Here is a 7,244-nt window from a genome sequence, read left to right as displayed (position 1 = left end):
GCAAATGTGTCGGTAGTTGTCGGATAACCGGAAAGAATCCGACAACCGGAAAGCAAATGTGTCGGTGGTTGTCGGATAACCGGAAAGAATCCGACAACCACAAGTAAAAACAGCAAGCAGCCGATGGGACGCCCCGCCGGCTGCTTTTCTACAAATCTACAAATCTACAAATCTACAAATCTACAAATCTACAAATCTACAAATCTACAAATCTACAAATCTACAAATCTACAAATCTACAGACTATACTGTTTATTCTTCTCTGCGAAGGCTTCGTTGTGCGAAGACACCATCGCCTGTTTTTCGGCGGTCGGGTTCAGGTATTGTTTGGCGCTGTTGACAGCGTTGACGGCGTCCTGGAAGGCGCCGACCAACAGATTGATTTTGCCTGTATAGGCGATGGCGTCCCCGGCCGCGAAAATGCCGGCGCACCCCAGCGTGCTGTCGGGGCTGCCTTCGATGAAATTATGCTCGTTGAACTGGAGCCTCAACGTATCCCCAAAAGCGATGGCCTGTTTGCTGGCGAAGCCGTGATTGACGATGACCGCATCCGCAGCGACAGTACGGTCCTCCCCGGCGACGGTTAAGGTCAAAGCTTCGATTTCGCCTTGGCGGTTGGAGCGGAAGGAGCGGATCTTTGTTTCCAGCAGCAGCTTTCCGCCGTTGTTGCGGAAAGTCTCTACACTGTGCTCATGCGCGCGCAGTTCATTGCTGCGGCATGCCAACGTCACACCGTCAGCGATGGCCAACAGTTCGTTCGCCTGTTCGATGGCTGTGTTTCCGCCTCCCGAAAGGAAAACGTTCTTGTTTCGGAATGCATGCAGGCTATTCGGGATGTAATGCAGGTTGGTCCGTTCAAATTGCTCAGCACCGGCGATATCCAGCTTGTTTGGCGTGATGATCCCACTGCCGTACGCCAGAATCACCGCTTTCGTGTAATGATGGTCGCCGTTGCTGGCGCGAATATCGAAAATGCCTGCCGTTTTGGTGATCTGGCTGACTTCGGTATTCAGGCAGACGGTTGGATGGAAGGTCAGTCCTTGCGTAATGCAATTGGAAAGGAACTTTTTGCCGGTGATCGGCGTCAGACCGCCGACATCCCACAAGATTTTGTCCGGGTAAAGATTGACTTTGCCGCCGAGAACGGACTGCGATTCGATCACTTTCGTCTTCAGATTGCGCAACCCGCTGTAAAAAGCACTGTAGAGACCGGAAGGGCCGCCACCGATTATCGTTACGTCATATACTTCGTTCAAAAGACCACCTCAATTTCTGTTGACTAATTGGTTGTTATGAATGATAATAGAATAAATTATAAATGAGAATGATTCTCATTATCAATTAAATAATTTTTATTCGGAAATGTCAAGAGCGATTCACAAACGGATCGCATCAGCAAGGATATAGAAAGGGGAATGAAGGCATGTGCAGCCTGAAAGTTGAGGAGGTGCAAATCAAATACGACAAGCAGATCATTGTGAAAAATATCTCAGTCACTATCGAGCCGCAAAAAATCACGACGATCATCGGGCCGAACGGGTGCGGCAAGTCGACCTTGTTGAAGGCGATGTCGCGCATCCTGACTTGCTCAAGCGGCGACATTCTGTTGGACGGGGTTTCAATTTTTACGATGGATACGAAACGGTTGGCGAAACGGATCGCGATTTTGCTGCAGCGTCAGGAAAACCTGTCCGGCATCACTGTGGAAGAAATCGTCTCTTACGGCCGCTTCCCGCATCGGAAAGGCTTAAGGGGACTGGGCAGCGAGGACAAGGAAATCATTGATTGGGCGATCAAGAAGACCCAAATCGACGAGTTGCGCTACCGTTTCATCGATGAACTGTCGGGTGGGCAGCGGCAACGGGTCTGGCTGGCGATGGCGTTGGCACAGAAGACGGACATCATCTTTTTGGATGAACCGACGACCTATCTGGACATCAGTTACCAGCTGGAGATTTTGGAACTGCTGAAGAAACTCAACGAAGAGGAAGGCTATACGATTGTAATGGTGCTGCATGACATCAATCAGGCTTCGCTCTATTCCGACCATATCGTTGCGCTTGCGGACGGAAAAGTCGTCTGCCAAGGTGGAGCGGAGGAAGTCGTCACCGAAGCGAATATCGCGTCCATCTTCAACATCCGTCCGACCATCCAGCCGGACGAAAAGACAAAAAAACCCGTCATCATCGGGTATGAACTGATAAAAAAGGAGAATGAATATGAAAAAAATGAATAAGCTATCACTGACAATGCTATTGAGTGCCGGATTGATCCTGGGAGCCTGCTCCGCAACGGATACATCTGATGAAACGAGCGAAAGCGCGGCAACTGAGACGGAAACAGTGACTTACACAACAGTCGACGGCGAGGAAATCGCGGTTCCGGCCGATCCGGAACGGGTAGTGGTGCTTTCTTCCTACGCGGGTGACCTCATCAACTTCGATGTCAACATCGTCGGCGTGGACGCTTGGTCTGCCGGCAACCCGAATTTCAGTGAAGGGCTCAGCGGAGTCGCAGTCGTATCGAATGCCGAAGTGGAAAAGATCCTCGAATTGGAGCCGGATCTGATCATCGGCTTGGACAACATCGAAAATGCTGACCAATTGTCGGAAATCGCGCCTACGGTATTATTCACATACGGAGAACTCTCCTATTTGGATCAGATTGTGGAAATCGGGAAAGTAGTCAACAAGGAAGAAGAAGCTGTCGCGTGGGTGGAGGAATTCCAGACCGAAGCGCAGGTTGTTGGAGAAGAAATCAAGGCAGCAATCGGCGAAGATGCAACAGTTACGGTTGCCGAGAACTTCGAAAAACAGATGTACATTTTCGGCGATAATTGGGCACGCGGCACGGAAATCCTTTATCAAGAAATGGGCCTGAATATGCCTGAAACGGTCAAAGAGAGCGCACTGGATGCAGGCTATTATGCTATTTCGGAAGAAGTGCTTGGTGATTACATCGGCGATTACTTGATCCTGAGTTTGGCTGCAACCGATCCGGAATCGAGCTTCCTGGATGCCGAATGGTTCCAGAATATTCCAGCTGTGCAAAACAACCAAGTTTTTGTGGCAGATGCCGAGACATTCTATTTCAATGATTCGCTATCGTTGGACTACCAACTGGACTTCTTCGAGGAATCCTTTTTAGCGGAATAAGAGGGGACGATTGCAGTGACTAAACGGAAACGAAATGCCTTCGGAATCTATCTGGCTGGCACGATCCTACTGGTGATCGCGGCAGCGATTCTGGCGCTTTACACAGGAGCGGCGGAAACCGATTGGTCGGACCTGATCGAGGCGATCATCGGGGAAGGCGGCGGAGATTATTACCTTGTCCTTAGGGGCATCCGTTTTCCGCGCATACTGGGTGCCTTCTTCGTGGGCAGTTCCTTGGCTGTAGCCGGAGCGATCATGCAGGCGCTGACGCGGAACCCGCTGGCCGATCCCGGGCTTTTGGGGCTGACCTCCGGAGCCAACATCGCGGTGGCCTTGGTCTATGCCTTGGCTCCGCAGAGTTCCTATCTGCTCGTTTCTGTTGCCTGTTTTATTGGAGCTGGTTTGGCGATGTTGTTCGTCTACGGCCTCAGCAATGCGACAAGGAGCGGGCAGTCGCCGTTGAATCTGATCCTGATCGGAGCGGCCGTCTCGTTCTTTTTCCAAGCCATCGCGGACGGCATCGCGATCTGGTTCCGCATCTCAAAAGACGTTTCGATGTGGACATCGGGCGGACTGATGGGCGTAGACTGGAATATTTTGAGCATCACACCAGTCGTCGGACTGGCGTTGCTTTTGAGCCTCGTCTTCAGCGGCCAGTTGACGGTGCTGAGTTTGGGCGAGGAAACGGCCATCAGCATGGGGCAACGGACCAATCTGATCCGGACTGTCCTGATCCTGTTGATCACCTTGCTTGCGGGCAGCGCGGTTGCCATCGCCGGCAACCTGGCCCTGATCGGTCTGATGATTCCACATGTCGTGCGCAAAATGGTCGGGCAGGATTACCGCAAAATCATCCCGTTGTGCATCACGGTCGGCGGGACCTTTATGATCATGGCTGACTATTTCGGCCGCACGATCGTCAGTCCCTTCGAAATTCCGGTAGTGGCGATCGTTTCCGTGATCGGCGTGCCTTTCTACGTGGCGATCGCCAGAAAAGGGGGGATCAAAGCTGTTCAATGAATGGAATCCGACTTATCGGAAAAAATTGTGGCTCTGTATCCTTTTGTTCGTGGCGGCTTTCCTCGGCGCTTTGTCCATGGGTTATTCCTCGCTCCCGGTGGACCGCATCCTGCAGGTGCTGTCAGGGAACGGGGCTTTCAAAGAAAACTACGTATTTTACCAGATCCGCTTGCCTAGGGCCCTGGTGTTGGCGATGGCCGGGGCCTGCCTGGCAGGAGCCGGCATCATTCTGCAGACACTGAGCAACAACGACCTGGCCGATTCGGGACTGCTGGGCATCAATTCCGGAGCCGGGCTGGGTGTGACGATTTTCTATCTGTTCGCGGGCGAAGGCATGTTGCAGTTTTCGGCTGTCTTGCCTCTTGTCGCTTTCTTGAGCGCGCTAGTGGCGGCCACCACTGTTTATCTGCTCAGTTACAGCCGCAGCCACAAGCAGCATGCGATGCAACTGGTCGTCATCGGAGCGGGGATCTCCTCCGCCTTTTCGGGGCTGATCGTTCTGCTGATGTCCTCCTCTGACCGAACCGACGTCAGCTTCATCACCGCTTGGATGTCGGGAAACATTTGGGGCTCGACCTGGCCGTTCGTGCTCACGATCCTGCCAGGCTGGCTGTTGGCGATGGGGATCCTTTTCCTGAAGGCACAGACGCTGAACATGCTTGCGCTGGGGGAGGAGACCGCTGTTGCGCTGGGATTGAAGCTCCGGAACGAAAAAATGATCCTGCTGCTTTGTGCGGTCGCCATTGCTTCAGCGGCAATTTCATTGACGGGCAACATCGGCTTTATTGGCCTGATGTCCCCGCACATCGCCAAAAAACTGGTCGGCAAACGGCATGAACGCTACAGTTGGATCGCTCTGCTGATCGGCAGCAGCATCCTGCTGGGCGCCGATGCGATCGGACGCACAGTGATGGATACAGCTTTTCCGACAGGTATCGTCGTTTCCCTAATTGGGGCGCCTTATTTCCTGTATTTGCTGTTGGGGAGGATGCGCTGAGAGGACGAATACATCCTCAGCGGGTTCGTCAGCTCCGGCGAGTTCCGGTTGTCGGGTTCTTTCGGGTAATCCGACAACACGGCCTTCGCCGGCACAAAACCACGAAACCGGACTCGAATCCATACGAAACACGCAAAGCCGCAAGGAGATGATTCTCCTTGCGGCTTTGCGTGTTTTTGACTATAATTTCGCTTTTTTAAAGATCTGCAACGCCACAATCAGAGCCAATCCGCTCATCAGCCCCGTTACCAACAGCGCATTCCGAAGGTCCTCAAGCAGCAGCGTCCCCTGCAACAAGTCCATGTTGCGTGAAGTCAGCATCAATGGATTCCATTCGGCTGCTTCCGGGAAGAGATTCCATAAAAACAGCACCATCAGGAAGGCGCCGGTGAACAACAGCGGTCCGTAGGCGTTTTTGAACAGAACAGCTCCGAGCAGCAGAACGGCGATCAAGAGGATACCGAACAGATAGAGGCTGATGACGGACAGCGACAAGTTTTCGGTCGTACCTTCAGGAAAGTAATAAAGCGTGTACCCCAAAGTGATGAAAAAACAGAGCCAAAAGCTGATCGTCCAAATCAGCAGCGCGCCGGTGAATTTTGAAAAGAGGATGGTCCGGCGCGGAAGACCTTTCGTAACCATATTGATGAGCGTGCCTTTTTCGTATTCCTTCGCCATCATGCCGCTCAAGAGGATGACGATGATGAACAGGCCGGTTTGGGTGCCGTTCTTGAAGAATTGGATCCAGGAATCGAGGTTTGTCGGCTCTGCAATCAGGATCGTGATCCCTTCTGGCATAAAATTACCCAGCAGATCAGGCAAAAATTTGGCCGTCAACGGATTCATGACGCCCAACAGCGCAAACAAGGCGATCGCCAGAAAAAGCTTGAAGTTGCGGACATACTCGGTCAGTTCCTTTTTGGTGAAGGCAAGATACGCTCTCATCGGACCACCTCCAGGAAGATATCCTCCAATTTGGGTTCGGCTGTTTCCAAGCGGAGCGGAACCAGTCCGGTCTCACCTAAAATCCGGATGATCAGCGCCATGGCCTGTTCCGGCTCATCGGCGTGGAGGGTGACGGAGAGATCTTTGGCATGCAAAACTGTATTCAGGGCACTCATCCGCGGATCTTTCCGGAATGCAACGGTATCCGCCGGCGTCCGGAAAGTGACCGTGCATGAATGTCTCGAGTGCGTGTTTTTCAGTTCGGATACCGATCCGGTCAGGACAATTTTCCCTCTATCAAGGATGCCCACCCGATCGCAGATGGCTTCCACATCCGTAAGCACATGCGTCGAAAAGAGCACAGTCGTCCGTTCCTTGACTTTCAGCAGGATATCCAGTATTTCCCTACGGCCGATCGGATCCAGAGCCGAAGTCGGTTCGTCGCAGATCAGCAATCGCGGTTCGTTCAGCAGAGCCTGGGCGATCCCCAGCCGCTGCTTCATGCCGCGGGAAAAGGTGCCGATGCGTTTTTTCACATCTGCCAGCCCGACCAGATCCAACAGTTCATCAATATTGGTTCGGATAAGCGCGGTCGGCATGCCGGTGATTTCGCCGCAGAACCGCAGATATTCCTTTGCAGTCATGAAGCTGTAGAATTCCGGGACATCGGGCAGATAGCCGATGAAGCGGTTCGTCCGGGTATCGCCGTAACGCACTTTTTGACCGCAAACGCTGATTTCACCGGAATCCGCCTGAAGCAAGCCCAAAATGATCTTCATGGTCGTCGTTTTTCCGGAGCCGTTTTTGCCGATGAAACCGTAGATCGAGCCTTCAGGTACGGAGAAGGACAGGTCATTGAGAACGCGTTGGCTCCCGAATGTTTTCCCCAAGCCGGCGATTGTGAGGATATCCATCACTCATCGCCCCTTCCGATCAGGAAATACAGGACCGGACCGACGATGTTCAGGAAGATGATGAGGAAGATCCACAGATTTTTGCTGCCTATTTTTACTTGGGGATGCTTGTTCAGATGGATCAGCGCCGTGATCAACAAAATGATCTGGATCACGACCAATGGAATCAGGATGGGTAAGTAGGGTTGCAGTTCTGCCATCATAAAAGTTCGC

General features: G+C 52.5%; 8 protein-coding genes. 4 read left to right on the top strand and 4 right to left on the bottom strand.

Going from position 1 to position 7,244, the window contains the following annotated elements; translation table 11 throughout:
• Positions 1 to 236: 236 nt before the first annotated feature.
• Positions 237 to 1,256, bottom strand: a complete 1,020-nt coding sequence (locus tag ACTCCX_RS01635) for an NAD(P)/FAD-dependent oxidoreductase (protein WP_463274420.1) — start codon at positions 1,254 to 1,256, stop codon at positions 237 to 239.
• Positions 1,257 to 1,423: 167 nt separating this feature from the next.
• Here ACTCCX_RS01635 and ACTCCX_RS01630 point away from each other — a divergent pair, with 167 nt between their 5' ends.
• Genes ACTCCX_RS01630 through ACTCCX_RS01615 form a run of 4 tightly spaced genes read left to right on the top strand, consistent with a single transcriptional unit; the run spans position 1,424 to position 5,172 of the window.
• Complete coding sequence (locus tag ACTCCX_RS01630) at positions 1,424 to 2,236, top strand: ABC transporter ATP-binding protein (RefSeq protein WP_463274419.1); 813 nt, start codon at positions 1,424 to 1,426, stop codon at positions 2,234 to 2,236.
• Positions 2,220 to 3,155: an ABC transporter substrate-binding protein gene (locus ACTCCX_RS01625; protein WP_463274418.1), complete on the top strand. Its 936-nt coding sequence runs from the start codon at positions 2,220 to 2,222 to the stop codon at positions 3,153 to 3,155. Before ACTCCX_RS01630 ends, ACTCCX_RS01625 begins: the two co-directional genes overlap by 17 nt.
• Positions 3,156 to 3,170: 15 nt before the next feature.
• Positions 3,171 to 4,175, top strand: a complete 1,005-nt coding sequence (locus tag ACTCCX_RS01620) for a FecCD family ABC transporter permease (RefSeq protein WP_463274417.1) — start codon at positions 3,171 to 3,173, stop codon at positions 4,173 to 4,175.
• A gap of 49 nt (positions 4,176 to 4,224) precedes the next feature.
• Positions 4,225 to 5,172 (top strand): FecCD family ABC transporter permease, encoded by a 948-nt coding sequence (locus ACTCCX_RS01615; protein WP_463274424.1) that lies wholly within the window; start codon positions 4,225 to 4,227, stop codon positions 5,170 to 5,172.
• 180 nt (positions 5,173 to 5,352) lie between these two features.
• Here ACTCCX_RS01615 and ACTCCX_RS01610 read toward each other — a convergent pair whose 3' ends face one another.
• From ACTCCX_RS01610 to ACTCCX_RS01600, 3 genes are read right to left on the bottom strand one after another with little or no spacing between them, the layout of a single operon-like run.
• Positions 5,353 to 6,117: an ABC transporter permease gene (locus tag ACTCCX_RS01610; protein WP_463274416.1), complete on the bottom strand. Its 765-nt coding sequence runs from the start codon at positions 6,115 to 6,117 to the stop codon at positions 5,353 to 5,355.
• The gene (locus tag ACTCCX_RS01605; protein WP_463274415.1) at positions 6,114 to 7,031 is read right to left on the bottom strand and encodes an ABC transporter ATP-binding protein; all 918 of its coding nucleotides are present in this window, start codon (positions 7,029 to 7,031) and stop codon (positions 6,114 to 6,116) included. The genes ACTCCX_RS01610 and ACTCCX_RS01605 overlap by 4 nt, the downstream gene beginning before the upstream one ends.
• The gene (locus tag ACTCCX_RS01600; protein WP_463274414.1) at positions 7,031 to 7,234 is read right to left on the bottom strand and encodes a PLDc N-terminal domain-containing protein; all 204 of its coding nucleotides are present in this window, start codon (positions 7,232 to 7,234) and stop codon (positions 7,031 to 7,033) included. Before ACTCCX_RS01600 ends, ACTCCX_RS01605 begins: the two co-directional genes overlap by 1 nt.
• Positions 7,235 to 7,244 lie beyond the last annotated feature (10 nt).

It is taken from the genome of Trichococcus sp., from assembly GCF_055118575.1.
Note: the sequence above shows the minus strand (reverse complement) of the source record. Positions and strands in the feature narration are given on the sequence as shown.

What these genes read in the sequence shown, in the direction of transcription:
- ACTCCX_RS01625 (WP_463274418.1), top strand. Translation starts at nt 2,220, where the DNA reads ATGAAAAAAATGAATAAGCTATCACTGACAATGCTATTGAGTGCCGGA.
- ACTCCX_RS01605 (WP_463274415.1), bottom strand. Translation starts at nt 7,031, where the DNA reads ATGGATATCCTCACAATCGCCGGCTTGGGGAAAACATTCGGGAGCCAA.
- ACTCCX_RS01630 (WP_463274419.1), top strand. Translation starts at nt 1,424, where the DNA reads ATGTGCAGCCTGAAAGTTGAGGAGGTGCAAATCAAATACGACAAGCAG.
- ACTCCX_RS01610 (WP_463274416.1), bottom strand. Translation starts at nt 6,117, where the DNA reads ATGAGAGCGTATCTTGCCTTCACCAAAAAGGAACTGACCGAGTATGTC.
- ACTCCX_RS01600 (WP_463274414.1), bottom strand. Translation starts at nt 7,234, where the DNA reads ATGATGGCAGAACTGCAACCCTACTTACCCATCCTGATTCCATTGGTC.